This window comes from Alkalihalobacillus sp. CinArs1 (assembly GCF_947387515.1).
In the GTDB taxonomy this organism is placed as follows: Bacteria; Bacillota; Bacilli; order Bacillales; family Guptibacillaceae; genus Guptibacillus.
In genome coordinates this window covers 1-25,435 of sequence record NZ_CANDOB010000010.1, presented here as the reverse complement: position 1 = coordinate 25,435, position 25,435 = coordinate 1, and the positions used below count along the sequence as shown (strand labels likewise).

Here is a 25,435-nt window from a genome sequence, read left to right as displayed (position 1 = left end):
TTTAACTACTCTAATAAAAAAATTGCCCTGTACTATAAAAAAAGCCAGAACTCTGCCATGGTACAAAGGCAGAATCCTGGCTTTAACTAGGAATATCTGCCTTCATAGTCAGATCATTTACGGTGATCCGGTAGAGACTTCTGGGCCATATTCCCAGGGATATACGAAGGTGACTCTTATTCTCGCTAAAACTATGGATTCATTCTATCAACCGTCTATCAAGCGGTCAAGATTGCATCTTTTTAATTAAATTTTCCCATAATTCCTTCATTTCGTTCCAACTAGATTCTGAAGGTTTCCCGCGATAATGACTTTCCTCATAACGTCTCGTTAAAACCTTCATGTCTTGTGTGCCGAGTTGATGGTCGACTTTCACAGCATACTCGCGTAACGTCTGATCTTCTCCGCGTTTAATTCCATGAAGTTCCAATAACCATAGAAGCCTAAAGTACGCTTCAGAGAGCGCTTTGTTATCATGACGCTTATGGTATTTACGAAGGAAAAAGCGTTTGATCCACTTCTTGTAATTTTTAAACGCATAGACTATGAACGCTGCAAGCACCATGACTAAGCCGATCGTATGCCAGATCGTCCAGTTCCATGATAATGAGAAACCTTCTGAAGATGATTGCTGTTCATTTTGCTCTGTTTGGTTCTGAGTTTCCTCTTCTTCTGGTGTAGTCGGTTCAGGAGCTTCTGCTTCAGCACCGCCTTCAGCATCATAATCAGAAACAAAGTCAGCTAAGCTTGTAAAACCACGGGTTGGTTCGAACGGTACCCAGCCTACACCTGGAAAGTACGCTTCTACCCAAGAGTGCGCGTTATTATTTGTGACCTGATACTCGCCGTAATCGCCATCTGTGCTCACGTACTCACCTTCAGTGAAACCTTTTACCCAGCGTGCCGGAATATCAAGACTTCTCAACAGGACTGCCATGGAACTTGAGAAATTATCGCAGTATCCTTGTTTACTTTCAAAAAGAAATTGATCAACATAGTCTTCGTCTTGATCAGGAATCGATACATCTCTCGTTTCATAAACAAATCCATTACCAACAAAGTAATTCTCGATCGCTCTCGCTTTATCGTATGGATTATCTTCTTCTGCTACGATCTGTTCAGCAAGTTCCGAAACACGCTCTGGCAGTGATTCAGGTAACTGAAGATACTGATTTTGAACCGATTCTGGATACTCTTCAGGTGCTTCTCTAAGCAACTTCTCTGAAAAGGTCGGACTTTCATAGGACATTGCGTAGTTATCGAGCACGAAAGGCTCTGCCAGTTTTTGAGTGAACACTTTTCCTGAAACGACGTTCGTTAATAGCTGCACATCATCGGGTACGTCGATATCAGTTACTTGTCCAGGGTGGATGATGAAGTCATACTCCTCTTCCCCACTCATCGATAGCCTTGCATCTAAGGCTTCAACTTCAACGCTTTCTTCGTACAAAAGGTCAGTTCGCCCTTCAAAAATTCTTCGATCAGGGAGAGAAACGTCCCAACCTTTCCCCGTATACACGTCTTTCGTCTCTACTCGATAGTAGCCTCTTTCCTCTGTTTTTGCAGTAAAAACCGGCGTATCATCTTCAATAAACGGACCGCCAAGTCTCGAATCATCTTCATCGTAGCCAATCTTACTAATGCCATTTCCTTTCGCATCGCTACCCTCTTCATAAGACGTTGTCTTCTTAATGAACGGTACAGGGTCTGGCCACTGTGGTTCAGCCTTCGGTGCGAGATAGCCAAACACGGAAGAAAACGCAATGATCACGACAAGAGGCATAAGCCAGAACACTGGAAATCTGCCTTTAGAAAACGTCACGCCCTCTTGCTCTTGAATTCGTAGAATCTGGAGCAAGCCTAATAATACAAAACCAATGATCAAGATGCGAATGATCGCAACATCAGCGTTATAAGCCGTGAACGTATCGATCACAGATATATAAACAATGGTAACGACGAGGAAGAGAAAGATTCTCCTCGTTTGAATCAGCCAGTACTGCATGAGGTAGCTAATCAGCCATAACAAAATAAAAAACAACAGTGTCCTGAACAGGTTGGATAATTCACCCCAACTTGCATCGAACATCAAACCGATATTTTTGCCAAGGTCTGAGAGTAAGTAGTCAAACCACATCATCTCAAAAAAGCTGCCAGGGAAGAAAAGCGAATGAAGCGCATAGATCATCGCGACTCCCTTAATCGGAAACGATAGCCAAAATGGTATTTGAAAATAGGACATCAAAAACAAAAAGGCTGTGAATAGGATAAATACTTCCGTTTCCCCGGTATCTGAAATGACAGAAAGAGGCCTCAGCCACTCCCAGAATAAGAGGAAACCTAGACCGTAAAGGAGAAGGGAATAAATCCAGTCTAATTTCTGATCAGTTTGTTGCACGTTTCCCACCTACCTTTAGTTCCTCATTGAAAACCTCGCCTGATATCGCATGAACTTTTACTCCGAATTGAATGAGCTTGTTCAGTTCTGCTTGCTCAGCGAGTTTGATATTTTCTGTCACATAAAAGAATTCCACCTGTACTTTTCTTGATACAAGCTCTTTTAACGTAGAAAGAAAGACGGCATCAAGAGAAGGACTCACGATAAACACACCCGTTCCTGCCGGGAAATGGTGCGCTTCTCTCTTAATAACGGTATCGAAGGAAGACGTTCCATTAGGACTTACTCTAGCAAGATGGTGAAAGATTCTTCTACGCTGGGCCTTGCCGCCATTCACACTCAAAACCGTGTGATCTCTTCCTGAGGAAACGACGCCAATCATCGCATTCTGCTTTAACGCAGCATGCGTGATCGAAGCAGCAAGTCGAACCGCCTTCTCAAAAAGGGGCGAATAATCACGTCCGTAGTGTTTTTCCTCGCGATCTAGAAACAGCATGAAGTCACGACTCACCTGTTGTTCGAACTGTTTTGTCAATAACTTCGTGCTTTTCGCAGTTGACTTCCAATCGATCCATGACAACTTGTCACCTGGCACATAATCTCGTACGCTTACCGCTGTTGAATAATCAAAGTCTGCTTTTCTAGGAGATGGCCTTGTCCCAGAAAGCTGCTGGCGATAAGGCGTCCATGTAATAGATTGATAGTTTGGAAGAACATATACGGATTGCTCGACTTTCAGCTTCTTTTCATGCTGAACAAAACCGAACATATCGCCCGCCTTACACCGCAACGAGTGAAAGTGATATTCACCTCTTGGAATTGGATTAATGTGATAAGAATACGTCAATTCTTTTTTAAACATAGGGAAAAGAAGTGCTAATGAACCTCTTTGATACCGAGACGACTGTTCTGAAGCAAGCGGGAATAAACGCTCAGGCAAGAGATCCTCTACGATTAAATAAAAGAGAGGAAAACGATTGGCGCGCGTGACGTGAATCGTCACTTTCAGCTCCTGCCCATCTACCAATTCCATCTTATTAATCGTTCTCGTCATCTTGATTCCATCCAGTGGATAGAAAAGCAGTGCGAGAGAATAAATGACGAAAGGGACAAACGCATAAAAGAGAAACCAGCTAACAAACCCGCCCTGAAACATCGCATATGAAAAGGTAATCAGTAGGAGGAGAAATAAAAAGAAGAATTTCAATACCCGATTTTGTGAAAGCTTCTCTCTCATTTCACTTTCTCTTCTCGGATGAGAGGTACTTTTACTCGTTGAACGATCTCTCGAATAATTTGCTCAGACTCCTGCCCTTCAAACGCTGCTTCTGATTTTAACAGCACACGGTGTGACAAAACGTAAGGTGCTAAGTATTTGATATCGTCTGGAACCACATAATCACGATTCCGCATGAACGCATACGCCTGCGCTGCTTTCATCAATGATAGGGACCCTCGAGGACTCGCTCCTAAATAAATGGATGTATTATGCCTAGTACGGCTCACGATGTCGATGATGTACTGCTTAACAGATTGCTCGACGAACACTTCTCTCACTTTCTTCTGCATGTCGATCAACTCAGCGATCTCCAGAGCTGATTCAATCATATCGATCGGATGACCGTGCTCCGTTCTGTTCAACACCTCGAGCTCTTCTTCAGGCGTTGGATAGCCCATCTTCAATTTTAATAAGAAACGATCGAGCTGAGCTTCAGGTAGTGGATACGTGCCTTCATACTCGATTGGATTTTGTGTTGCCATAACGAAGAATGGCTGCGGAAGAATGTGCGTTTCTCCATCCACCGTTACACTCCCTTCTTCCATTCCTTCTAACAGCGCAGACTGTGTCTTAGGAGAGGTACGGTTGATTTCATCCGCTAGAATAATGTTTCCTAGAAGTGGTCCTTTTCGAAATTCGAACATCATTTCTCTTTGATTAAAGACGGAGACTCCTGTTAGGTCAGATGGCAGTAGATCCGGGGTGAACTGAATACGATTAAAACCCGCCCCCACTGACTTCGCGAGTGCTCGCACCATCATCGTCTTACCTACACCTGGAACATCTTCAAGAAGGACATGGCTGCCTGCTAGTAGTGCAACGAGACTAAGTTCCGTAACCTCCCTTTTTCCTACCATGACATTTTCGATATTTTCTATGACTTTTTTCACAGATGGTTGGTACGTATCGTACTGGTACTCTGAGCTCATGAACGATTCCTCCATTAACCTTTTACAAGGTAGTTGTATTCGATATAGGTATCTTTACCTATTAAACATAATGTCTAAGTACTCATATCCTTATTGTAACAAAAATAGGAAACAACACGTTAGTAAGTTACTATGTTTTCACACAATTACAAAAACAAAACATGGTGTCTGGAACGAGAAAAGGCTTCGGTTCAATACCGAAGCCTTTCGCAGACTGTTATTTTTGTTTAAACCACTCAGGCTGATGAAAGCCCTGGAACTCTTCTTCTATGACTTTTCGAAATTCATCAGATCTTACTGCTTCTTCAATATCCTTCACATACTGCGCATCTTTATCTGCCGTGTTCACAACAACCTGGTTGATGATATTCTCAGGAAGCTTATCTTTCACGATCGCATCGTTTAGGTCCATACCTGCCGCGATCGCAAAGTTACCGTTCACTGCCGATACATCGACTGAATCGAGCGTTCTTGGAAGCTGTGCTGCTTCAACAGGCTTAAAGTCAAGGTCTTTCGGGTTCTTCGTAATGTCTTTTACTGAAGCTTTTAGAGGATCAACATCGTCATCAAATTCGATGACCCCATTATCACGTAGAACTGTTAGACCACGTGCAAGGTTCGTCGGATCATTAGCGATCGCTACCGTACTCCCCTTTTCGATCTCGTCTAGTGAATCATACTTGTTCGAGTAGATTCCGATCGGAGCAGTGGGCACTCTGATCACACCGCTTAAGTCCATATTGTTTTCTTTCGCAAATGCCTTCATATATACCTCATGCTGATACAAGTTGGCATCGATCGACCCGCTTTTTAAGGCTAGGTTCGGCTGAACATAATCATTAAATTCCTTGATCGTAACCGAGTACCCTTTTTCCTCAAGATAAGGTTTAACACCCTTTTCTAGCATATCGCTATACGGAATCGTTCCTCCGAGTATCAATTCTTTCTTTTCTAACTTGCTCGCTTCACTACTCTTGTCCCCACATGCCGATAATACACCGACTACTAGTAAGAGAATGATCATCAAGACCGTATTTTTCTTCATATAAAAGCCTCCATCCATTATTTCTTATCTACTGTTTTCGCAATAAAATCACCAAAGTACTGTACGAGCTGAACGATGACGATCAATAGAATGACGGTCGTAAACATGACCGTATCATCATAACGGTAGTATCCATAGCGAATTGCAAGATCCCCGATTCCTCCACCGCCGATCGTTCCCGCCATCGCCGAGTAGCCGATCAAACTGATCGCCGTTATTGTGAGCCCTGTTATCAATCCAGGCTTCGCCTCTGGCAGGACGATGTGTTTAATGATCATCCACGGTGAAGCACCCGCGGCTACGGCTGCTTCAATCACACCTTTGTCGATCTCACGAGCAGCCGATTCTACGATTCTTGCATAAAACGGAATCGCAGCAACGGAGAGGGAAACAGAAGCTGCCATAGGTCCAATCGTTGTTCCCAACAAAAGGCTCGTTACCGGAAGCAAGAATACGAGCAAGATGATGAACGGAACGGAACGAATCAAATTGATGATGATGCCGACCGCTTGTTTCACATATTTATTTTCTAAAAACAACCCTCGATCTGTGATAAATAGGATGACCCCTAATGGGAGACCAATGAAAATCGCAAACAACAAAGCGATTCCAACCATGATCAACGTCTCAAAAAACGCGACGTTCAGTTCAGGCAAGAGCTTGATAATGTGGTCCATCGTTGATCACCTCCACGTTGTTTACTCGCTTCTCTAAGTAAGCGATCGCTCGAGACACTTCAGATTCCTCTCCACTCACATCCATGATGAACACACCGAGGGGCGTTTCCTGGATGTACTCGACTTTTCCATGCAAAATGTTCCCTTTCACCTTAAATCTCTGCAGCATATCGGAAACGACCGAATCCGTTGCTAGATCGCGGAGAAACATAAGCTTCACTAGCTTCCCTTGTACATGTTCGATCAACGAATCAGGCAGATGGAACTCTAGTACGTTCTGAATAAACGTTTTTGTCAATGCATCTTTCGGATTTGAAAAAATATCGAATGTCGTGCCCGATTCCACAACTTTTCCCTCACGCATGACCGCACAGCGATGACAGATCTCCTTCACCACTTCCATTTCATGCGTGATGATGACGATCGTAATCCCAAGCTTTTGATTGATGTCTTTCAGCAATGAAAGAATGGATTTAGTCGTGTTCGGATCTAGAGCGGACGTCGCCTCATCACACAGCAACACCTTCGGATCATTTGCTAAAGCCCGCGCGATACTCACTCTTTGCTTTTGACCACCGCTCAACTGTGACGGGTATTTTTCCTTCTGATCAGCGAGGTCGACAACGCTCAATAAATGATCGACCTTTTCCCCGATGTGCTTTTTACTGACACCGGCAGCTAGAAGGGCAAATGCGACGTTCTCATAGACTGTTTTTGAAGCAACCAAATAGAATCCTTGAAAAATCATCCCGATCGATTGCCTTGCTTTTCGAAGCTCTTTATTCGATAGCGATAGCAAGTCGATTCCATCAACGTGGACGGATCCTGTCGTTGGCCTTTCCAAAGCATTAATAAACCGTAAGAGCGTACTTTTACCCGCTCCGCTATACCCAACGATTCCGTAGATTTCTCCCTTTTCTACACGAAGGGAAACGTTATCGACAGCAACGATCTTGTCCTTCTTTCCATACTCTTTCCTAATCTCTCTTAGTTCGATCATCGCACGACTTCCTTACGAAAAGCGTAGTTTTTTCCTGGATGGTCGTCTGGCAGTCTTGCGTCTTTGTTAAAGAGCTTTTCACGCAGCGTACCTTCTTGATAATCCTTTTTATAAAGACCACGCTTCTGTAGTTCAGGTACAACTAATTCTACGAAGGCTTCCAAGTCTCCAGGTGTCACGAGGTGGTTCAAATTAAACCCATCTACTCCTGAAGCTTCGAATTGAAATTGAATCGCATCCGCTACATCAGAAGGGTTACCAACGATCACGCTGTTGCGGTCGATCGATTCAAAGCGATTCAACACCTCTCTTACCGTCAGCTTTTTCGGCGCATCCTTCGTCAACGTTGCCGCTTTATACTGGCCGCCTTCTGTTGATTTCTTATATTCAAACGGCTCATCAAGGTCCATCTCTTCAAACTCTGCAACATCATAGCCGCTCGCACCGTATTGAGCCTTTGCTGCATCAGCACTCCATAGCTTGTTGTACGCCTCAAACTTCGCCTCTGCTTCCTCTGTCGTTTCACCTACGATCACACTTAAAAACGAGAAAATTTTCACGTGATCCGGATTTCTTCCATGCTTGACGGCACGCTCACGAATATCATCGGCGTAGTAGTGGATTCGCTCAGGAGTCGGTCCTCCGACAAACACGCACTCCGCATGCTTTGATGCGAATTCTCGCCCTTTCTCTGATGTCCCAGCTTGATAGATCACAGGCGTTCGCTGTGGAGACGGTTCACTAAGATGCGGTCCTTCAACACTGAAATAGTGACCTTCATGATTGATTTCATGAACTTTGCTCGGCTCAACAAGCGTATCAGCCTCCCGATCTTCAACCACAGCACCATCCTCCCAGCTGCTTTCCCACAATTTGTAGGACACGTCCATATACTCATGAGCGATATCATAACGCTCATCATGTCGAATCATCTTCTCAAGTCCGAAGTTGCGTGCCGCATTCGGTAAATAAGAGGTAACGACGTTCCAGGCAACTCGCCCTTTTGTTAGATGATCGAGCGTCGAAAATCTGCGCGCATTTCCAAAAGGTGCTTCGTACGTCGTGCTGACCGTAACAGCGAAGGAAAGGTGCTCGGTCACACTCGCCATCGCAGGGACAAGAAGCGCGGGATCATTGATTGGCACTTGCAAGCCATCACGGATTGAAGGATCCTTACTCTTTTGGTACACATCATAAACACCAAGAACATCTGCAAAGAAGACCGCATCGAACTTCCCTTTCTCTAATGTCTTAGCAAGGTCGATCCAGTAGTCTAAGTCTTTGTATCTCTGGTGACGCTGACTTTCTGGATGCTTCCATAGCCCATGTGAATTGTGCATCGAACTGTTCATGTCGAACGCATTTAAAATGATTTGTTTACTCATCTCTCTCAACCTCCACTCTTTTTTAAAACATAAAAAGGCCTCTTCATAAGAAAAGAAGAGGCCGTGAAAAAGCAACTGTCTTTTCTTATCCTTCAAGCATCGCTTGCTGGAATTGGCACAGTACTCAACCGAGTCTGTTGCCGAGGCTTCAAAGGGCCAGTCCCTCCACCTCTCTTGATAAGAAAGTTTGTTTTATTGAATTTAACGATGAATATACAGCACCGATCGATTCCCTGTCAACAAAAAATCAAAAAATTATTTCTTTTCTAATTACTTGTTGACATTGCGTTTATTTGTCCGTATTCTATTCTTTAACGCACTACCGCATACATTTATCTAGAGTCAGGGGAGGAATCTGGTCCAACGATCCTGCAGCAACCGCTTATTTTAAGCAAGGTGCTCATTCCAGCAGACTTTTTGTCTGAAAGATGAAGCTTGTATGGTTCGAATTTTAATGAGCCTAAGTCTACTTTCAGCTGAAAGTAGACTTTTTTTGTATAGAGAAAAAGGAGGATACCGATGCCATTTGCAACTGAAAAGCAGCCTGATTTGAAGGAAGAACTCACTGAACTCGTTGAACTTTTTAAAAGTAGATCCGCAAAATATGATGAAGAAGAAAGGTTTCCTTACGAGAACTTCGAAGATTTAAAGGCGAGGAACTTTTTATCACTCACTGTACCAAAAGAATATGGAGGCTCTGGTCTTAACTTGTACGAGTTCTTGAAAGTTCAAGAACAGCTCGCATCAGGTGATGGTCCGACGGCACTTTCCCTCGGCTGGCAGCTTGGCGTTATCTTAGAAATCGCTGAATCGCGAGCGTGGGATGAAGCGGTTTTCGAAAAAGTGTGCCACTTGATCGTAAACGAAAAAGCGCTTCTCAACCTTGCGCAAACTGAAAAAGCGACCGGTAGCCCTTCACGCGGCGGAGTTCCTCAAACGACTGCTACAAAAACGCCCGAGGGCTGGATCATCAATGGGCGAAAATCCTTTACGTCAATGGCCGTGGCGCTTGATTACTCAATCGTAACAGCTGACGTTGATCAATCCGGTAAGAAAGGGTTTGTCCTGATCGATCACAAGCTTGAAGGCGTACAAGTTGAGGAAACGTGGGACAGTATCTCCATGAAAGGGACAAAGAGTGATGATCTCGTGCTACATAACGTCCACGTAAAACCTGAAGATCTATTGGTAATTGAGGAGAACCACAAAGTATCTCCGAAAGGATGGTACCTGCAGATTCCAGCCGTTTACCTTGGCATCGCCTCTTCAGCCATGGACTACACGGTCGAATTCGCCTCCTCCTTCTCCCCTTCAACACTTCCTGGTCCGATCAAAGACGTGCCAGAAGTAAGGAGAAAGATCGGCGAGATGCAGTTAGAGCTATTCAACGCGCGAGAAGTTCTCTATGCTGTCGCAAAGAGATGGAGTGAAAACCCTGAAGAGCGTCCGCATATGGGAGCGGACTTAGCAGCCGTGAAGCATATCGTAACAAATAGTGCGAACCGAGTCGTAGATTTAGCGATGCGCGTGGTCGGTGCTAGAAGCCTGTCTGCCAGCAACCCATTACAGCGCCATTTCCGGAACGTACGAGCAGGGCTTCATAACCCGCCGACAGACGATGCAATCGTGTATAGTCTTGCGAAAAGCGTGTTTGCTGACTGAGTATGTGTAAGAAAATTGTGATGACACTAGTTTAGGAGAGTGAAAACAATGAGCAATGTTGTACTTATTTACGGAGGAAACTCCCTTCAATCGAGACTAAAAGGAATCAAGGACTATGCAGAAAGTTATTTAAAGGAGCAGTCGATCTCCTATGAATCAATCAATGTGATCGACTTACCCGCTACCGATTTAATCACCGCTAACTTTAGCAGCTCTGCGATTTTGGATGCGAATGAAAAAGTAGAAAAAGCAGATGCCGTTATTATTTTATCGCCTGTTTATAAAGCTGCTTATACAGGGATATTGAAGACGTACCTCGATCTTCTTCCTCAAAAAGGATTGAAAGGAAAAGCCGTTCTTCCATTGATGATCGGTGGATCGTTCGGGCATCTCCTTGCGATCGATTATGCGCTTAAGCCTGTACTCTCTTCTCTTGGAGCGACGAATCTCCTTAGCGGTGCGTATGTGATCGACCAGCATGTTCAGCGTGCTGAGGGGAATGAGTTTATTTTGGATGAAGAGGCGAAAGAGCGGTTGAAGGGGAATTTGGAGACGTTGGTGGAGGAACTTAATATATAAAAAATAGATGACGAACGAGATGTTCGTCATCTATTTTTATGAGGAGCCAACTGGACGGTTTTACTTGTAAAAACCAATTCGCGAGGTCATGATTCTTACACGCCTAATTAAATACGAAAGATCATGGCACCATCAATCATAAGTACACATTTCCTAACTTATCATTTGCATTCCGAATAATATTCGGTTATTTTTACTATAGGCAACTTTTTTTCTTATAGGAAAAAGTCGCAAGGTAGTTCAAATGATTAGCCTGGTCTCCCAGGGTGGTAGCTGGGAGACTCCTCATTTTTTAAGGGGCTCATTTCGGTCTTCAAAGGCTCATTGAAAAGTGGGGATCAGTGCTATCTTTAAGATTCACCTAGGAGTTATTATTGTAGGAGTGTTATGACTAACCCTTATACAACAATTATTTATGGTGGACGATATGATAAAAGCCTCTCAGGAATTTAAACTCCAGAGAGGCTTTTTTTTCACTATTTTTTAGAATTAATTCATCAGCACAGTTCTAGTCTATCTTGATTCCGCAGTACATTTTATAGAGTCAAATGAATCGTACCAATGATTCTAGTGATTAATAAAAAAGAAAGAGCCAACTTCCTCTTTAAGGAAGTTGGCTCTTGTTTTAAATGGGTTGTTTCAGAAGGGGAAAATGTAAGGAGAACCTTACATCATACCGCCCATTCCACCCATACCGCCCATGCCGCTCATGTCAGGCATGCCGCCGCCTTCGTTTTCCTCAGGCTTGTCAGCGATAACAGCTTCTGTTGTAAGAAGCATAGCAGATACAGATGCAGCGTTTTGTAGAGCTGAACGTGTAACTTTTGTAGGGTCAACGATACCAGCATCTACCATGTTTACCCACTCACCAGTAAGAGCGTTGAAGCCGATACCGATCTTCTCGCCTTTCAGGCGCTCAACAACAACAGAACCTTCAAGACCAGCGTTGTGAGAGATCTGACGGATTGGCTCTTCTAGTGCGCGAAGAACGATCTTCACACCAGTTGCTTCGTCACCAGTTGCTTCAACAGCTTGAACTGCCTTCACAACGTTAACGAGCGCAGTACCACCACCGGATACGATACCTTCTTCAACTGCTGCGCGAGTTGAATTAAGAGCATCCTCGATGCGTAGTTTACGTTCTTTCAATTCTGTTTCAGTTGCAGCACCAACTTTGATGACAGCTACGCCGCCAGCAAGTTTAGCAAGACGCTCCTGAAGCTTTTCTTTATCGAACTCAGACGTCGTTTCTTCTAGCTGAGCTTTGATTTGGTTAACGCGAGCAGCGATCTTGTCAGTTTCGCCAGAGCCTTCAACGATTGTTGTGTTTTCTTTCGTTACAACAACTTTAGAAGCGCGGCCAAGCTGCGTGATGTTTGCTTGCTTAAGATCTAGACCAAGATCTTCAGTGATCACTTCAGCACCAGTTAGTGTACCGATGTCTTCAAGCATTGCTTTACGACGGTCACCGAAACCAGGAGCTTTAACAGCTACTGCGTTGAACGTTCCACGAAGCTTGTTAACAACAAGTGTTGCAAGAGCTTCACCTTCAACGTCTTCAGCAATCATAAGAAGTGGTTTACCTTGTTGTACCACTTGCTCAAGCACTGGAAGTACATCTTGGATGCTTGCGATCTTCTTATCAGTGATAAGGATATATGGATCTTCTAGAACAGCTTCCATTTTATCGGAGTCTGTTACCATGTAAGGAGATGCATATCCGCGGTCGAACTGCATACCTTCTACTACTTCAAGCTCAGTAGCGAATCCTTTTGATTCTTCAACAGTGATAACGCCGTCGTTTCCAACGCGCTCCATTGCTTCAGCGATCAATTGACCCACTTCTTCGTCAGCAGCAGAGATAGACGCAACCTGTGCGATTGACTCTTTACCTTCGATTGGCTTAGAAATTTTCTTAAGCTCATCTACAGCAGCTTTTGTTGCTTTTTCGATTCCTTTACGGATAACCATTGGGTTAGCACCAGAAGCAACGTTTTTAAGTCCTTCACGAACCATTGCTTGTGCAAGAACCGTTGCAGTTGTTGTACCGTCACCAGCAACGTCGTTCGTCTTGCTTGCTACTTCAGCTACAAGCTTAGCACCCATGTTTTCGAATGCATCTTCAAGTTCAATTTCTTTCGCGATCGTTACACCGTCATTTGTGATAAGAGGAGAACCGAACTTCTTCTCTAGTACCACGTTACGTCCTTTTGGACCGAGTGTAACTTTTACTGCGTTTGCAAGAGAATCAACACCGCGAAGCATTGAGCGACGGGCTTCTTCACTAAACTTAATATCTTTAGCCATTTGTTACCCTCCAATTTATGTAGTTCTTATTTTATTTGAGTGGTTGTATTACTTGCTTACAACTGCAAGAATATCGTTTTCACGAAGAATTAAATATTCTTTACCGTCATATTTTACTTCAGTACCAGCATACTTACTGTAAATAACTGCATCGCCTTCTGAAACTTCAAGAGCTACACGCTCGCCAGAATCAGTTAACACACCGCTACCTACAGATACAATGCGACCTTCTTGAGGCTTTTCTTTTGCAGAATCAGGAAGTACGATTCCACTAGACGTTTTTTCTTCTAATTGAATTGGTTCTACTACTACGCGATCACCTAAAGGCTTTAACAACTCAAACACCCTCCTCAGTGGATATTAATGGTTTGTATTGTTTCTGTTAGCACTCAACATAGGCGAGTGCTAACACATGTATATAATAAAATATTTGACTATTCTTTTGCAAGTAGTAAAGTTGATTTTTTTAACAGAAAATTTGCATTCCTTTATTTATCAACTTCTTCCATCTGAAAGATAAGACTTACGTACTAGTTATCAGAACATTCCCTTTTCAGATTCGTCACTGTTTCGAAACTCTTCTAAAGGGCATTCCCATTCCTAAATGTGTTAAACTAATACAAGTATGCAAAATGCCTTTATCTAGGCATGCAAACCACTAAAAGGAGTTATGCTTCTTGGCAAAACACTATTGGACTATCTTAATTACTTATATCGTTATGCAGCTTTCCGGATATCCGGGTGCAAAACTATTTCAATCCCTAGATGTTCCGAACCCAGTCGTAAGTTACTCGGTTGTGAGCTTTTTTACAGCACTCATCATCATGCTATTTCTACTCCGCTCAACTCCTGACGAGCCGTTTGAACGTTCTACCCGCGTATCAGCAGGGAAAGCGGTAAGCTGGAGCATTCTTGGTATCTTCATGGCTTACTTTGCTCAAATTATCGCAGCGATGATCGAAGTCAATTTATTCGGAATCGAACCTGGATCAGAAAATACAGAGATGCTGATGGATGTTGCGAAGGCATCACCGATCTTCATCCTTGTAATAGCGATCATTGGCCCAATTCTTGAAGAGATCGTCTTTAGAAAAGTGATTTTCGGGGCACTCTATACACGGTTTAACTTTTGGATCGCTGGAATCGCGAGTTCGGTTATTTTTGCAGCCATCCATTTGGATTTCGACCACATCCTTGTTTATACTGCGATGGGACTTACGTTCGCGTTTCTATATGTAAAAACGAAGCGGTTGATCGTACCGATTGTCGCTCATATGACGATGAATACGATTGTTGTCTTAATTAACATCTTCTTTGCAGATGATCTAGCAGAACTACAGAAGAAAGCGGAACAAATGCAATCATTTATTGGAGGAGTACTTACATGAGATTTTCACCAACTCTAATGGGGTTTTTCTACGCAGGGCTCGGTTCGATCTTCACGTACCTTGCGATTCAAAGCGCCCGTTCTGATGCAGATATGTGGAGCCTTTGGACGATACTACTGATGGTACTCGCCACAGTTGATTTTGCTTACTCCATTCGCTTCTTTTTACTTAAAAAGAAAATCAATCAACTTAAGAAAAAAGATCAAAACAAAAAGCGATAGGGCTATCCTATCGCTTTTGTTATGCTTCCTGTTCCGAATCCTGCTCTTCCAATTGACGCTTCGCCTCTGCTTGTAGTCTCTTTCTATAACCATAGCGAGACACAAGAATGCTGAATTCATATAGTAAAAACAGTGGTACCGAAACCATGAGGTGTGAAATAATTTCAGGCGGTGTGATCATACCCGCTATGACGAGGAGTCCAAAATACGCGTATCTCCTAATCTGTACAAGCATGGCAGGATTTAAAATTCCGAGTCTTGTAAAGAAAAGAACAATCACAGGCAGCTGAAACACAAAGCCAAATGGTAATGTTAACTGAAACAAGAAAGTGAAGTATTGATTTGCGCCGTACATTTCCTGAATGTTGAGGCTTTCTGCCAAATTCCCGACAAAGTCGATGACAAAAGGAAACAGGACGAAATATGAAAATGAAACTCCTCCAAGAAAGAGGAGAAAGACTGCTGGGATATACGATAACGTTACTTTCCGTTCATTATCATAAAGTCCTGGCGAAACAAAAGCCCATAGCTGATAGAGAGCGATGGGCGATGTCATAATGAAAGCAACCAGGAACGCAAAGCTGAAATAAACCTTTAACGGGTCTGTTAATGTAAAAGCGTTCATCGGAATACCCTGTGCTTCAGGAGCATTCTGGAGAAAGACGATGACCGGCTTTGCGATGAATAGTCCCGCAATAAAGGAGAGAATTAAGACGACGACTGTGATGATGATTCGTTTTCTTAATTCTTCTATGTGATCATAGATGGATTGTTTTTGTTCATCCATTCCCTATCCGTCCTAACCGATTACTGTTCGTTTTTTTTCTTATCGTTCGTATCATCGTCGTCATCTGCTAGACCTTTTGTTGCGTTCTTGAACTCACGAAGTGTGTTACCTGCTGCTTTACCAAGCTCAGGTAGTTTCTTAGGTCCAAAAATGATCAAAGCAACAACTGCAACTAGAGCGATACTTGCGCCACCCATTCCCATGCGTGTCACCTCCTTAAGATTGTAAGTTTATACAGGGTAATGTTTCATAAAATACACGAGAGCCTGCAGCTCAACAGCCAGATCAATATGGTGCACTCGAATATGATCTGGTACGGTCAAACGTGCTGGCGTAAAGTTCAGAATCCCTTTAATTCCAGCCTCGTCCATCTGATCTGCAATCGACTGAGCAGCATGAACGGGTACTGTAAGGATAACGACTGAGATGTCGTTCTTCTTCACCTGTTCTTTAAACTGATCGATAAGGTAGACCGGAATACCACCAATTTCTTGGTTTACTTTTGCAGCATCCGCATCAAATGCCAGTTCGATCTTCGTATTGTTATTCTTAATGAAATTGTAGTGCAGAAACGCTGTCCCAAGGTTACCTACTCCTACTAGAGCTACCCTGGTCGTTTCATCTTGATCTAGGGTCTTACTAAAGAAAGATAACAGATAATGAACGTTATACCCATACCCTTTTTTACCAAGAGCACCGAAATAACTAAAATCTCTTCGTATGGTAGCAGAATCTACCTTTATCGCATCGCTCAATTCAGCAGAACTTACCCGCTGTTTACCAGATGCACTAAGATTTTTTAAATAGCGATAATAGAGCGGCAGTCGTTTTGCTGTCGCTTGCGGAATTTTTGTTTGATCAATATCCATAAACACCCTCCACATTGACCTCCGCGCTCAATCTATGGTTGTCCTACTCGCGCTTGTAATCCCCGCTTTTCCCCCCTGTTTTTGTAAGGAGATAGGTTTCCCCGATAACGATGCCTTTATCCAGCGCTTTGCACATATCGTACACCGTTAATGCCGCCGCTGATGCTGCCGTCAGCGCTTCCATTTCTACTCCGGTACTTCCTTTTGTTTTCACATGAGCTTCAATTGTAAGCTCATAAAAGGAAGCGCTCACTTCCCAGTCGAAATGAAGGTCAACGCCAGAAAGCGCTATCGGATGACACATAGGGATGAGATCAGACGTTTTTTTTGCTGCCATAATCCCGGCAATTTGGGCGACTTGAAGCACATCGCCTTTCTTCATATTTCCGTCTTTGATACCAGTATAAATTTCTTCACTAACCTTCACGCTCGTTTTGGCAACCGCTGTACGAGCAGTCGGAGTTTTCTCTGTAATATCGACCATCTGTGCGCGGCCTTCTTTATTAAAATGAGTAAATGAACTCATAGCTGCCCCTTTCTTCTATAGATGATAGAAGGTTAAATGGAATGCTGCTACTTGTGACTATACACCATTTCTATCCTTTTTGCTGTTTTTTAACAAGAATTTTTATTACCATTTAATGAACATTCCTGTAGTTGCCCACCTTGTCCTCACTACGATAAACTTAAAGGAACGTAATCGAATGGTAGATCAAGCAAATCGCTCGATTCAACATACAACGAGAAGAGAGAAATTCGAGGTGAAGAAACAATGATCGCACTACAAGTAAATGGCGTATCAAAATCATTTGGTGCTGACCCTATTTTATCTAATATTAAGCTAGAAGTACAATCGAGAGACCGTGTGGCACTCGTTGGTCGAAACGGTGCCGGAAAGTCTACTCTTCTAAAACTCATCACAGGGCAGCTCTCCTATGATTCAGGAGATATCATCAAACCGAAAGATGTACGGATCGGATACATGGCTCAGGACACGGGTCTCGAATCGAACCTATCGATCTGGGATGAAATGCTTAGCGTCTTTGAAGAACTACGTCGTATGGAAAAAGAACTTCGACGGTACGAAGAGAAGATGGGTGACCCATCTATCTATGAAAATGAGCAGGAATACCAGCGTATCATGAAAGAATATGACCAGCTTCAGGTCGCTTTCAAAGACAAAGGCGGCTACAAATACGAAGCGGATATTCGTACGGTCCTTCACGGGCTTAACTTCAAAGATTTCGATTATAAAACACCGATTTCTAGTCTAAGTGGAGGGCAAAAGACGCGCCTGGCGCTCGGTAAACTCTTACTTACAAAACCTGAGCTACTCATTCTGGATGAGCCGACAAACCACCTTGATATCCAAACACTCACATGGCTCGAGGGTTATTTAACAGGCTACACAGGTGCCATCCTCATCGTTTCTCACGACCGCTATTTTCTCGATAAAATCGTGAACAAGGTATATGAGATCTCAAGAAACCGTGCAGAACGATTCGAAGGAAATTATAGCTTCTATTTAGAAGAGAAAGATCGACGCTATGAACAGCAGCTTAAAGAGTTTGAGAAGCAGCAAAAGGAAATCGCAAAACTAGAAGACTTTGTTCAGAAAAACATCGTCCGCGCCTCTACGACAAAGCGTGCTCAAAGTAGAAGAAAGCAGCTTGAAAAGATGGAGCCGATCGATAAGCCAAAGGGCGATGAGAAATCAGCCAACATTTCGTTTAGGATCGACAAGCAAACAGGTAACGATGTACTGAGTGTGCGAGAGTTATCGATCGGCTACCCGGATACGGTGATCAACGATCAGCTTACGTTCGACTTGAAACGCCAGGAAAGCGTTGCGCTCGTTGGTCCGAACGGAATCGGGAAATCAACACTCCTCCAAGCCATCGTCTCAGGAAAAACCCTTTTAGGGGGAGATCTTAATTTCGGAAGTAATGTTCAGATCGGATTCTATGATCAGGAACAAACGAATCTCACATCCAATAAAACTGTCCTAAACGAACTATGGGATGACTTCCCATTAACCGATGAAAAGGATATCCGTGCCGTATTAGGCCGCTTCCTTTTCAGCGGCGATGATGTATTGAAGATTGTATCCGAACTAAGCGGTGGAGAAAAAGGTAGACTCGCGCTCTCTAAACTGATGATGCAAAAGTCAAACCTCCTTATACTCGACGAACCGACGAACCACCTTGATTTAGATAGTAAAGAAATTTTAGAAGAAGCGCTCATCCAGTTCCCTGGAACGATCTTGTTCGTTTCACACGATCGGTACTTCATCAATCGAATCGCCACTCGTGTCCTTGAGTTATCCACTGAAGGTGTCACATCATACCTCGGTGACTATGATTACTATGTAGAAAAGAAAGAGGAACTCGCTGAACTCGCCGCTCTTGAACAGCAGGAACAATCGAGTGCGCCCGAAGTTTCTGGAAAATCTAGTTTTCAACAAGATAAAGAAGCAAAACGCCAGGAAAGACAAATCTTAAGGCGGATCGACGAAATTGAAAAAGAAATTGATTCGGCAGAAGCTAGAATCGACGAAATAGAAGCAGAACTCTGTATTCCTGAAGTGTTTGAAGATCATGAGAAGGTGATGGTCTTAAATGAAGAGCTCGATAAATTAAGAACGAGAACAGAAGAACTCATGGAAGAATGGGGAGAACTTCAAGAAGCGTAAACAGTCCACAGTGGACTGTTTTTTCTTTAGATAGAAAATTTTCCGACATATTCACACAATCCACATACTTATACACAGAATGTGTGTTTATCTAACGAGATATTTCTAATTTATCAACATTATCCACAGTTAAATGAATTGTTATCCACAAATCTTTACCCACAGCAGAAATCCCCTTCGTTTCAGATATAGGACAATATGTCCACAATATTCACTGCTTGTGGATAATTAGAAACAAAAAAACCGGGACTAGATTCCCAGTTCTAATCCCGGATTTGCATTAAGGTGTAAGGAAGAACGCTTCCCTTTTCGATAGGAAATGGTACCTGCTGCAGCAATCATCGCCGCATTATCTGTACAATAATGAAGAGGTGGAATGATTAGCTCGATCTCTGAATCCTTAAAGGCTTCTTTTAATGCCGTTCGAAGACCTTTGTTCGCCGCAACTCCCCCAGCAAGCAGCACTTGTTTCACATCATACTCTTCAGCCGCTCGCTTCGTTTTCGTTACGAGGACATCGACTACGGCTGCTTGAAAACTTGCCGCTAGATCTTCAGGCTTGATCTCCTCATTACGCTGCTTAGCGTTATGAACGGTGTTGATTACGGCAGATTTCAATCCACTAAAGCTGAAATCATAAGACCCTTTCTCAAGCCATGCACGAGGAAGCGGTACCGACTCCGTGCCTTCTTGTGCAAGACGATCGATATGCGGTCCACCTGGATATGGCAGCTTCAACGTTCTCGCCACTTTGTCATAGGCTTCTCCTGCAGCGTCATCACGCGTTTCTCCTATCAACGTGAACTCTCCTTCAGATTCCATATAAACAAGCTCTGTATGCCCTCCTGAGACAACGAGAGATAGCAATGGATACTTAAGCTCAGAGACAAGCTGATTCGCATAGATGTGCCCTGCGATATGATGGGTTCCAATTAGAGGCTTTTGATGAGCGAACGCTAACGCTTTCGCTGTGTTCACTCCAATTAACAAGGCTCCTACTAATCCTGGTCCTTCCGTAACGGCGATCGCGTCGATATCGTCCATCGTCACTTCAGCCTTTCGAAGTGCTTCTTCTAAAATAACCGTCATTTCCTCTACATGATGACGAGATGCGATCTCAGGTACGACACCACCAAAACGCTTATGACTTTCAATTTGCGAAGCCACGACGTTAGAAAGAACTTCTGTTCCGCCTTTAACGATCGAAACCGCTGTTTCATCACAGCTTGTTTCGATTCCTAGTATGATTTCTGATTTATTTTCCATTTAAATTCACCCACATTACTAGTGCATCCTCCTGGTTATCTGAATAATAACCTTTGCGGATGCCTCCTTCTACAAAACCTAGTTTCTTATATAAATTCTGTGCAACTGTATTCGACACTCTAACTTCAAGCGTCATGGTCAACGCTCCCCGCGATTTCGCAAAACGAATCGCTTTACTCATCAACGCTTCGCCTAACTTCATTCCTCTATAGTCTGGATGCAGGGCGATGTTCGTAATATGGGCTTCATCAATAATCACCCATACGCCGCAGTACCCAGCGATTTCTTCACCGACTTCGAGTAAAAGGTAAGTAGCAAACTGATTCACAACCACTTCATTGTAAAAAGCAGACCGACTCCACGGCGTTGGAAACGTTGCTTTCTCAATCTCCATGACAGCTTCAATATCTTCCACAGTCATCGAACGAAACGATATCGTCTTTTCCATTACGAATCCCCTACTTTTCCTGCGAAGCGAGCCATTTAGCTTCCGCCTCTGCCATCCTTACGTAATTCGGTTTAAACGCGTGTACATCCTCAACCGGTTCCTTCTTCGCTCCTAGCACAGCAAGCTCGGATGGACGAGCATTGGTACTACTAATAGGGGCAAAGATCGCTTTATCGCCAAGTATACTTTCAATCGTTTCTTTGTGATTCGATAGATCATTGCTAATGAATAGGAATTGATCATGGCTTTCTTTATTTACTTTAAGCCACTCTTCAAACAATACGATCTGATCGTCACTCTTTCTTACAGGATGTGGCATGCCTTTCTCAAATACCCCATTATAGACTTGTCCTCTTCTCGCATCGAAGAATGGCACGATTGCTCCGTCGAAATAGCGTCCACTTTGGGCGAGAACTTCGAGACTCGATACGCCTACAAGAGGTATGTTTAACGTCCAAGCTAACGTTTTAGCAATGCTCACGCCAATGCGAAGTCCAGTATACGAGCCGGGTCCTTCAGCAACGACGATACGATCGAGCTCATTCGGCTTTACCCCGACCTCTTCTAATAACTCTTCGATCGCTGGCATCAGTCGAATCGAGTGATTCTTCTTTAAGTTTGTAATCAGTTCGCCTACGATAATATCATCTACCATCACAGCGACACCCATTACATAGTTAGATGAATCAATGGCTAGTACTCTCATCTTGCAACTCCTTACAAACAGATTCATAAAAGTCCCCGAAAGGTCTTAATATCAATCTGCGTTCTGATTCTCTTTGATGATAGATTTCGATACGTAATAGTTCTTTTGGCAGCATATCCTGTATAAATTTCGCCCATTCTACTACAGTGACACCTTCGCCTTCAAAATATTCACTAAATCCTAGATCCTCATCGCTTTCTTCTAATCGATACGCATCCATATGATAGAGAGGAATATTCCCCTCGTATTCCTTAATGATGGTAAACGTAGGGCTATTTACTATTTTCTTTACACCGAGACCTTTTCCAATTCCCTTTGTAAAAGTTGTCTTGCCTGCACCTAGATCTCCCTCTAACGTTAATACGCTACCTGGCTTAAGCTTTTCACCAAGCTTAATGCCGAGCTCTATGGTTTCTTCTGGAGATTTCATGATGAAAGCATATGCACTCATGGTCATCACCTATTCCTCAGACGAGAAGTGATTGTATCCCTTCTTGTCCAAAATATATTTGTTTTCCTTATTCACTAAATGAACAGAACCATCGCCTTCTGCGACATATCCTATCTTGTAGATTGGTTCGTTCTGATTCGTAAACAACTGCTCGATCTTATCCCAATCACTTTCTGACACTGTTCCGATCAACACAAAATCTTCTCCACCGTATAACATCCAGTCTAACCGCTGTTCTGAAGAATAAGCATCAAACCCTTCAGGACGTGGAAGATATTGTTCTTCTAGCACAATGGAAACGTTGCTCGCTTCAGCAATTTCATGTGCTTCACTAGCAATTCCATCACTTACATCGTTCAATGCTACACGACACCCACTCTTCGACAGAAGCCTTCCTGCTTTCACATGAGGATATGGCGTTTGATTTGCCTTTATATAAGATTGGGTATTAGGGTTTTCAAGTTCCGTTTCCTTGAGTAGATACGAAAGTCCTGCAGCCGATCCACCGACCGCACCGGTAAGAAACACCACATCTCCGGCTACAGCATTTTTCCTCAAAAGTTTTCTTTCTCGTTCTACTTTTCCGATTGCCGTAACGGAAATGGTTAAGGCATCTCTACTCGAAACCGTATCTCCACCGATCATGTCCATCTCAAACTCATTGCCAATCGCATGCAGACCACGGTAAACCTGCTCGAGCTCCTCATCTGACCACCCTGTTTTAGGGATTGAGATAGACACTAAATAAAAGAGAGGGACTCCGCCCATCGCTGCAATATCACTAATATTTACCGCAAGAGCTTTACTTCCGATCTGTTCCGGCGTCATCGTATCCCTCGTGAAATGAACACCTTCCACCATCGTATCGACACAGGCAATCTCATCCCACTCTGAAGCAACACGATAAAGGGCTGCGTCATCCCCGATTCCTTCTATCAATTCTTCACGTTTTGTATAAGCTGGTTTAATTGATCGTATAAACTCAAATTCATCTTTCAACCAAACTCATCTCACTTTCCATTTTATAAAAAAACCTTAGGAATTTCATCCTAAGGCTCTCCTTCTAACAGTTTATCTTAATTTCAAGAAAAATCACATCCAATATGAAAAATCAGATGTGCAGTCGGTTTTTAAATTCAGTTTATCTTTATAAAATAAAAAAAAGCGATTCGCTCGCTCTATGAAAATACTAAAATGGCGGTCCCGACGGGAATCGAACCCGCGATCTCCTGCGTGACAGGCAGGCATGTTAACCGCTACACCACGGGACCACATGAGAAAATATTGTTCACTTACGTTTATTGAATGCAAGCTAATTGTTAACAGTTTAGGTTGTCCTAAAGGACTACAATAAAATTTTAGCACGGAGGATTATCCGACGTAGGTAAAATTTTGGTTGCGGGGGCAGGATTTGAACCTGCGACCTTCGGGTTATGAGCCCGACGAGCTACCGAACTGCTCCACCCCGCGACGATAGTATAAAATTAATGCTTATGATGCGCATAGTTAATAACGTTATCTAACGTCACAAGTAATACTATACCAGATAAAAACAGGTTATGCAAGCATTGAGAGAAAAAGAAAAATCCCCCTTCATTAGAGGGATTTCTCAACTGCTTGCTTAAATGCGTCTGTTATGTCGTTTTCATTTTCTATACCTACTGAGATACGTACAAGCTGCTTTGTGATACCGAGCTTTGCTCTAGTTTCATCAGGTACTGTGCGATGCGAGGTGGCAATTGGATAAGACACTGATGTATCCAAACCGGCTAACGTTGGTACGATTTTCACCCAACCGAGTGATTTGAAGAACGTATCAACATTAACGTTATCTTCTAATTCAATCGATACGACCGCTCCATTTCCTCTCTCAGAAACATAGCGTGGATAGTAGACACTCTTTATTCCCTCTACCCGTTTAAGCTCATCAGCAAGGAACTGTGCATTCTTCACATGACGATCCATTCTGACACTTAACGTTTTCAGTCCTCTACATCCTAACCATGCTTCAAATGGGCTTAGATTAGCTCCGAGATTAATGACCTTTGCTTTCGCTTTAGCAATAAGGTTCTCTTTCCCCACAACAACACCAGCAGTTACATCGCTATGTCCACCTATGTACTTTGTAGCACTATGCACGACAAGATCGATTCCCATCGTATACGGTTGGAGTAGAAATGGCGTCGCAAACGTATTATCAACCATCGTTACAAGGTTATGCTTTTTCCCTAGGCTAGCAAGTTGATGCAAATCTTCTACTCTTAGAAGCGGATTCGTAACCGATTCTGTATATAGGAGCTTCGTATTCGATTGTATCGCACTTTCAACTGCTTCAACGTCTGCATAATCTACAAACGATACTTCAATACCGAAATCTTTTAGTTCACTCTCAAACAACGAGTAAGTACCACCATACAAGTCATCGCATGCGACGATGTGGTCTCCAGCTTTTACAGCAGCTAGCACACCAGCAAGAATAGCTGACAACCCTGATGAAGTTGCTACCCCTTTCGGCGCCCCTTCAAGGTCTGCTACACCCATACCGAGATCATCTGTGTTTGGATTACTAACCCTCGTATATAAATAATCTTTCTTCCCTTGATAGAAAGACTCTAAATCGTCTAGGTCTTCAAATACAAAAGAAGATGTTTGGTAGATTGGTTTAGCCTTACTTACAGTTTCAGCTGTTTCTTTTTTAGGAAATCGAACTGCCCTGGTGTCAAAATGAAAACTCATTTACTTTCCCCTCTCTATTCTGAAATTCTTTTTCATTAACCTTAAGTCTTCTAGCGTGATTTATCAAGTAAGGCGGTCGGAATATTCAAAAATAATTTCAGTAGAGGAGATGTGTAAGCAATTTGAAAGAAGAGTTCAGCTATGGAGCATTAATTAGACAAAATCTTATTCAGAAAAAGCGTTGAAACATGGGTTATCAGCGATTTTTATTGATTTATCAGCGGAAATTTTAATTTATCAGCGAATTTGAGGTAAATATCAGCGAAAGGAAGACATTTATCGGCGATTTTACGTTTTTATCAGCGAAGCGTTGTTTGTAACTTTTGATTTGTTAAAAGCACATTCAGATAAAACCTTCTGAGGGCGAGCGATCCGGGCGATATCCGCGAAATTTTCATTTTATCCGCGATAATCATGATATATCCGCGCTTTTCAATTTATATCCGCGAAACCACTTTTCAGGAACCCCTGATGACTCAACACCACATTCAGACAAAACAAAAAAGCCAGAGCTCAATGCTCTGACTTCTCATTTGCCTAGCGACGTCCTACTCTTGCAGGGGGAGAGCCCCCAACTACCATCGGCGCGCGAGCTTAACTTCCGTGTTCT

At 43.1% G+C, this 25,435-nt stretch carries 24 protein-coding genes, 2 tRNA genes and 3 riboswitches; of the genes, 5 read left to right on the top strand and 21 right to left on the bottom strand.

What is annotated here, in order from left to right; genetic code table 11:
- Positions 1–85: 85 nt before the first annotated feature.
- Positions 86–187, bottom strand: a riboswitch (purine riboswitch).
- A 39-nt stretch (positions 188–226) separates the two neighbouring features.
- From PFZ69_RS20710 to PFZ69_RS20680, 7 genes are all read right to left on the bottom strand, one after another.
- A complete protein-coding gene (locus PFZ69_RS20710) occupies positions 227–2,398 on the bottom strand; it encodes a transglutaminase TgpA family protein (RefSeq protein WP_270182989.1) in 2,172 nt (723 codons plus the stop codon).
- A complete protein-coding gene (locus PFZ69_RS20705) occupies positions 2,385–3,635 on the bottom strand; it encodes a DUF58 domain-containing protein (protein WP_270182988.1) in 1,251 nt (416 codons plus the stop codon). Before PFZ69_RS20705 ends, PFZ69_RS20710 begins: the two co-directional genes overlap by 14 nt.
- Positions 3,632–4,606, bottom strand: a complete 975-nt coding sequence (locus tag PFZ69_RS20700; RefSeq protein ID WP_270182987.1) for an AAA family ATPase — start codon at positions 4,604–4,606, stop codon at positions 3,632–3,634. Before PFZ69_RS20700 ends, PFZ69_RS20705 begins: the two co-directional genes overlap by 4 nt.
- Positions 4,607–4,823: 217 nt before the next feature.
- Positions 4,824–5,651 (bottom strand): MetQ/NlpA family ABC transporter substrate-binding protein, encoded by an 828-nt coding sequence (locus PFZ69_RS20695; protein ID WP_270182986.1) that lies wholly within the window; start codon positions 5,649–5,651, stop codon positions 4,824–4,826.
- A 17-nt stretch (positions 5,652–5,668) separates the two neighbouring features.
- Positions 5,669–6,328, bottom strand: a complete 660-nt coding sequence (locus tag PFZ69_RS20690) for a methionine ABC transporter permease (RefSeq protein ID WP_270182985.1) — start codon at positions 6,326–6,328, stop codon at positions 5,669–5,671.
- Positions 6,300–7,328: a methionine ABC transporter ATP-binding protein gene (locus PFZ69_RS20685; RefSeq protein WP_270182984.1), complete on the bottom strand. Its 1,029-nt coding sequence runs from the start codon at positions 7,326–7,328 to the stop codon at positions 6,300–6,302. The genes PFZ69_RS20690 and PFZ69_RS20685 overlap by 29 nt, the downstream gene beginning before the upstream one ends.
- On the bottom strand, positions 7,325–8,713 hold the full coding sequence (locus PFZ69_RS20680) for an LLM class flavin-dependent oxidoreductase (protein WP_270182983.1): 1,389 nt from the start codon (positions 8,711–8,713) through the stop codon (positions 7,325–7,327). The genes PFZ69_RS20685 and PFZ69_RS20680 overlap by 4 nt, the downstream gene beginning before the upstream one ends.
- A gap of 82 nt (positions 8,714–8,795) precedes the next feature.
- A riboswitch (SAM riboswitch) is annotated at positions 8,796–8,897 on the bottom strand.
- Between the two features lie 145 nt (positions 8,898–9,042).
- Positions 9,043–9,148: riboswitch (SAM riboswitch) on the top strand.
- An 84-nt stretch (positions 9,149–9,232) separates the two neighbouring features.
- Between PFZ69_RS20680 and PFZ69_RS20675 the strand changes: the two genes are divergently transcribed.
- Both PFZ69_RS20675 and ssuE read left to right on the top strand, forming a co-directional pair.
- Entirely contained in the window at positions 9,233–10,375 is a 1,143-nt protein-coding gene (locus PFZ69_RS20675; protein ID WP_270182982.1) for an acyl-CoA dehydrogenase family protein, read from the top strand.
- A 48-nt stretch (positions 10,376–10,423) separates the two neighbouring features.
- Positions 10,424–10,954 (top strand): NADPH-dependent FMN reductase, encoded by a 531-nt coding sequence (gene ssuE / locus PFZ69_RS20670; RefSeq protein WP_270182981.1) that lies wholly within the window; start codon positions 10,424–10,426, stop codon positions 10,952–10,954.
- Between the two features lie 666 nt (positions 10,955–11,620).
- Here the strand turns inward: ssuE and groL are convergent.
- Both groL and groES read right to left on the bottom strand, forming a co-directional pair.
- Positions 11,621–13,261: a chaperonin GroEL gene (gene groL, locus PFZ69_RS20665; protein WP_270182980.1), complete on the bottom strand. Its 1,641-nt coding sequence runs from the start codon at positions 13,259–13,261 to the stop codon at positions 11,621–11,623.
- A 48-nt stretch (positions 13,262–13,309) separates the two neighbouring features.
- Positions 13,310–13,597, bottom strand: a complete 288-nt coding sequence (gene groES / locus PFZ69_RS20660; protein WP_270182979.1) for a co-chaperone GroES — start codon at positions 13,595–13,597, stop codon at positions 13,310–13,312.
- Between the two features lie 341 nt (positions 13,598–13,938).
- Between groES and PFZ69_RS20655 the strand changes: the two genes are divergently transcribed.
- A complete protein-coding gene (locus PFZ69_RS20655) occupies positions 13,939–14,649 on the top strand; it encodes a CPBP family intramembrane glutamic endopeptidase (protein ID WP_270182978.1) in 711 nt (236 codons plus the stop codon).
- On the top strand, positions 14,646–14,870 hold the full coding sequence (locus tag PFZ69_RS20650) for a YdiK family protein (protein WP_270182977.1): 225 nt from the start codon (positions 14,646–14,648) through the stop codon (positions 14,868–14,870). Before PFZ69_RS20655 ends, PFZ69_RS20650 begins: the two co-directional genes overlap by 4 nt.
- A gap of 19 nt (positions 14,871–14,889) precedes the next feature.
- Here PFZ69_RS20650 and tatC read toward each other — a convergent pair whose 3' ends face one another.
- The 4 genes from tatC to moaC are packed head-to-tail and all read right to left on the bottom strand — an operon-like array spanning position 14,890 to position 17,052.
- Complete coding sequence (gene tatC, locus PFZ69_RS20645; protein WP_270182976.1) at positions 14,890–15,657, bottom strand: twin-arginine translocase subunit TatC; 768 nt, start codon at positions 15,655–15,657, stop codon at positions 14,890–14,892.
- A gap of 20 nt (positions 15,658–15,677) precedes the next feature.
- Positions 15,678–15,860, bottom strand: a complete 183-nt coding sequence (locus PFZ69_RS20640) for a twin-arginine translocase TatA/TatE family subunit (RefSeq protein ID WP_224885557.1) — start codon at positions 15,858–15,860, stop codon at positions 15,678–15,680.
- 27 nt (positions 15,861–15,887) lie between these two features.
- Positions 15,888–16,526 (bottom strand): redox-sensing transcriptional repressor Rex, encoded by a 639-nt coding sequence (locus tag PFZ69_RS20635; RefSeq protein ID WP_270182975.1) that lies wholly within the window; start codon positions 16,524–16,526, stop codon positions 15,888–15,890.
- Between the two features lie 43 nt (positions 16,527–16,569).
- A complete protein-coding gene (moaC, locus tag PFZ69_RS20630; RefSeq protein ID WP_270182974.1) occupies positions 16,570–17,052 on the bottom strand; it encodes a cyclic pyranopterin monophosphate synthase MoaC in 483 nt (160 codons plus the stop codon).
- A 246-nt stretch (positions 17,053–17,298) separates the two neighbouring features.
- Between moaC and PFZ69_RS20625 the strand changes: the two genes are divergently transcribed.
- A complete protein-coding gene (locus PFZ69_RS20625) occupies positions 17,299–19,218 on the top strand; it encodes an ABC-F family ATP-binding cassette domain-containing protein (RefSeq protein WP_270182973.1) in 1,920 nt (639 codons plus the stop codon).
- A gap of 249 nt (positions 19,219–19,467) precedes the next feature.
- Here the strand turns inward: PFZ69_RS20625 and tsaD are convergent, their stop codons facing one another.
- The 8 genes from tsaD to PFZ69_RS20585 form a co-directional block, all read right to left on the bottom strand.
- Complete coding sequence (gene tsaD / locus PFZ69_RS20620) at positions 19,468–20,484, bottom strand: tRNA (adenosine(37)-N6)-threonylcarbamoyltransferase complex transferase subunit TsaD (protein WP_270182972.1); 1,017 nt, start codon at positions 20,482–20,484, stop codon at positions 19,468–19,470.
- Positions 20,474–20,932, bottom strand: a complete 459-nt coding sequence (gene rimI / locus PFZ69_RS20615; protein ID WP_270182971.1) for a ribosomal protein S18-alanine N-acetyltransferase — start codon at positions 20,930–20,932, stop codon at positions 20,474–20,476. Before rimI ends, tsaD begins: the two co-directional genes overlap by 11 nt.
- Before the next feature lie 10 nt (positions 20,933–20,942).
- Positions 20,943–21,638 (bottom strand): tRNA (adenosine(37)-N6)-threonylcarbamoyltransferase complex dimerization subunit type 1 TsaB, encoded by a 696-nt coding sequence (tsaB, locus tag PFZ69_RS20610; protein WP_270182970.1) that lies wholly within the window; start codon positions 21,636–21,638, stop codon positions 20,943–20,945.
- Positions 21,619–22,089, bottom strand: a complete 471-nt coding sequence (gene tsaE / locus PFZ69_RS20605; RefSeq protein ID WP_270182969.1) for a tRNA (adenosine(37)-N6)-threonylcarbamoyltransferase complex ATPase subunit type 1 TsaE — start codon at positions 22,087–22,089, stop codon at positions 21,619–21,621. Before tsaE ends, tsaB begins: the two co-directional genes overlap by 20 nt.
- Positions 22,090–22,098: 9 nt before the next feature.
- A complete protein-coding gene (thiL, locus tag PFZ69_RS20600; RefSeq protein WP_270182968.1) occupies positions 22,099–23,088 on the bottom strand; it encodes a thiamine-phosphate kinase in 990 nt (329 codons plus the stop codon).
- 196 nt (positions 23,089–23,284) lie between these two features.
- Positions 23,285–23,360: transfer RNA gene (locus PFZ69_RS20595), tRNA-Asp, on the bottom strand.
- A gap of 122 nt (positions 23,361–23,482) precedes the next feature.
- Positions 23,483–23,559, bottom strand: a tRNA-Met gene (locus PFZ69_RS20590).
- Positions 23,560–23,685: 126 nt separating this feature from the next.
- Positions 23,686–24,825, bottom strand: a complete 1,140-nt coding sequence (locus tag PFZ69_RS20585) for a trans-sulfuration enzyme family protein (protein ID WP_270182967.1) — start codon at positions 24,823–24,825, stop codon at positions 23,686–23,688.
- Positions 24,826–25,435 lie beyond the last annotated feature (610 nt).

What these genes read in the sequence shown, in the direction of transcription:
- PFZ69_RS20585 (WP_270182967.1), bottom strand. Translation starts at nt 24,825, where the DNA reads ATGAGTTTTCATTTTGACACCAGGGCAGTTCGATTTCCTAAAAAAGAA.
- PFZ69_RS20635 (WP_270182975.1), bottom strand. Translation starts at nt 16,526, where the DNA reads ATGGATATTGATCAAACAAAAATTCCGCAAGCGACAGCAAAACGACTG.
- PFZ69_RS20685 (WP_270182984.1), bottom strand. Translation starts at nt 7,328, where the DNA reads ATGATCGAACTAAGAGAGATTAGGAAAGAGTATGGAAAGAAGGACAAG.
- tsaE (WP_270182969.1), bottom strand. Translation starts at nt 22,089, where the DNA reads ATGAGTGCATATGCTTTCATCATGAAATCTCCAGAAGAAACCATAGAG.
- PFZ69_RS20705 (WP_270182988.1), bottom strand. Translation starts at nt 3,635, where the DNA reads ATGAGAGAGAAGCTTTCACAAAATCGGGTATTGAAATTCTTCTTTTTA.
- ssuE (WP_270182981.1), top strand. Translation starts at nt 10,424, where the DNA reads ATGAGCAATGTTGTACTTATTTACGGAGGAAACTCCCTTCAATCGAGA.
- PFZ69_RS20680 (WP_270182983.1), bottom strand. Translation starts at nt 8,713, where the DNA reads ATGAGTAAACAAATCATTTTAAATGCGTTCGACATGAACAGTTCGATG.
- moaC (WP_270182974.1), bottom strand. Translation starts at nt 17,052, where the DNA reads ATGAGTTCATTTACTCATTTTAATAAAGAAGGCCGCGCACAGATGGTC.
- PFZ69_RS20695 (WP_270182986.1), bottom strand. Translation starts at nt 5,651, where the DNA reads ATGAAGAAAAATACGGTCTTGATGATCATTCTCTTACTAGTAGTCGGT.
- PFZ69_RS20625 (WP_270182973.1), top strand. Translation starts at nt 17,299, where the DNA reads ATGATCGCACTACAAGTAAATGGCGTATCAAAATCATTTGGTGCTGAC.
- PFZ69_RS20700 (WP_270182987.1), bottom strand. Translation starts at nt 4,606, where the DNA reads ATGAGCTCAGAGTACCAGTACGATACGTACCAACCATCTGTGAAAAAA.
- tsaB (WP_270182970.1), bottom strand. Translation starts at nt 21,638, where the DNA reads ATGAGAGTACTAGCCATTGATTCATCTAACTATGTAATGGGTGTCGCT.
- PFZ69_RS20675 (WP_270182982.1), top strand. Translation starts at nt 9,233, where the DNA reads ATGCCATTTGCAACTGAAAAGCAGCCTGATTTGAAGGAAGAACTCACT.
- PFZ69_RS20640 (WP_224885557.1), bottom strand. Translation starts at nt 15,860, where the DNA reads ATGGGAATGGGTGGCGCAAGTATCGCTCTAGTTGCAGTTGTTGCTTTG.
- tatC (WP_270182976.1), bottom strand. Translation starts at nt 15,657, where the DNA reads ATGGATGAACAAAAACAATCCATCTATGATCACATAGAAGAATTAAGA.
- PFZ69_RS20690 (WP_270182985.1), bottom strand. Translation starts at nt 6,328, where the DNA reads ATGGACCACATTATCAAGCTCTTGCCTGAACTGAACGTCGCGTTTTTT.
- tsaD (WP_270182972.1), bottom strand. Translation starts at nt 20,484, where the DNA reads ATGGAAAATAAATCAGAAATCATACTAGGAATCGAAACAAGCTGTGAT.
- rimI (WP_270182971.1), bottom strand. Translation starts at nt 20,932, where the DNA reads ATGGAAAAGACGATATCGTTTCGTTCGATGACTGTGGAAGATATTGAA.
- groL (WP_270182980.1), bottom strand. Translation starts at nt 13,261, where the DNA reads ATGGCTAAAGATATTAAGTTTAGTGAAGAAGCCCGTCGCTCAATGCTT.
- PFZ69_RS20650 (WP_270182977.1), top strand. Translation starts at nt 14,646, where the DNA reads ATGAGATTTTCACCAACTCTAATGGGGTTTTTCTACGCAGGGCTCGGT.